This window comes from Hymenobacter seoulensis, assembly GCF_054780535.1.
Genome location: NZ_BAAGWD010000015.1, coordinates 1 through 1,031, shown reverse-complemented (window position 1 = coordinate 1,031; position 1,031 = coordinate 1). Strand labels below are relative to the sequence as shown.

Annotated in this window: 1 protein-coding gene; it reads left to right on the top strand. The window is 53.8% G+C overall.

The window, feature by feature from the left end; genetic code table 11:
- The coding region (locus ACYVHC_RS21740) for an amidohydrolase family protein (RefSeq protein WP_460615838.1) at positions 1–1,031 on the top strand (1,031 nt) is incomplete at both ends.

The following is a 1,031-nucleotide window of genomic DNA, read 5'->3' as shown; positions in this document are numbered from 1 at the left end:
ATTGATGCGCCAGGCAAATTCGTCATGCCCGGACTGTACGACATGCATGCCCATTTTCCCAACGTAGACGGCGAACCCTTTCCCATTGAGGACTACCTGTTTCTCAACCTGTCGCGGGGCATCACCTCCCTCCGGATCATGCGGGGAGCGCCGGTCGTGTTGGATTGGAAACAAAAGATCAGGAACGAAGACGTAATCGGGCCTACTCTGTTTGTTGGTTCTCCCGCCCTGGTGGTAGACGAAAAATTCCAAAAGCAGGATCTGCGCGCGCTCCTGGCAGGATACCAGCAGGATGGCTACGATTTTATCAAATACCTCGGCGGAAACAACCAGGGGGTGTATGACTCCATTAACCAGATCGCGCAAGCGATCGGCATGAAAGTAGCCGGTCATGGACCGCCCAGGGGCCTGGAGGCAGCAGTACACGCCAGTCAGTCGTCGGTGGAGCACATCGAACCCTTCGTCGGCCTTTATTTATCCGACAGCACGCGCTATGCCGCCGCCATAACCAGGTTTGCGGAGAAAAGATTATGGTCGTGTCCCGACCTGTACTGGTACCTGATCTACGGGTATCAGATTCCAAAGCAGAAGTTGCTGGCCTCCCCCGGGATCGAATATGTGTCGAAAGAGTTGGTAGCCCGCTGGCAGAAAGACTTGTATGGCATTGATAGCGCCGCCCGCCAACGAAAATACGATGGCTATGCCTTGCGGATAAAGGCGTACAAAAAGTTGTTAGCGCACCAGGACCAGCAGGGCGTCAAGCTTTTGGTGAGTCCCGGCGATGGCCCGTTTATTATTCCCGGGTATAGCTATCTGGAAGAAATGAAACTGTTCGCCCAGTCTGGCATCAGTAACGCCAGCATTCTGAGGGCGTGTACCTATCACGCTGCCCACTATTTCGGACAAAACAACCTGGGCACAATTGAAGCAAATCAAACTGCCGATCTCGTGTTACTCGATGCGAATCCATTGCTGGACATAACCAATGTCACGCAGATCAGCGGGGTTATGGTTCGCGGGCGGTGGTTTTC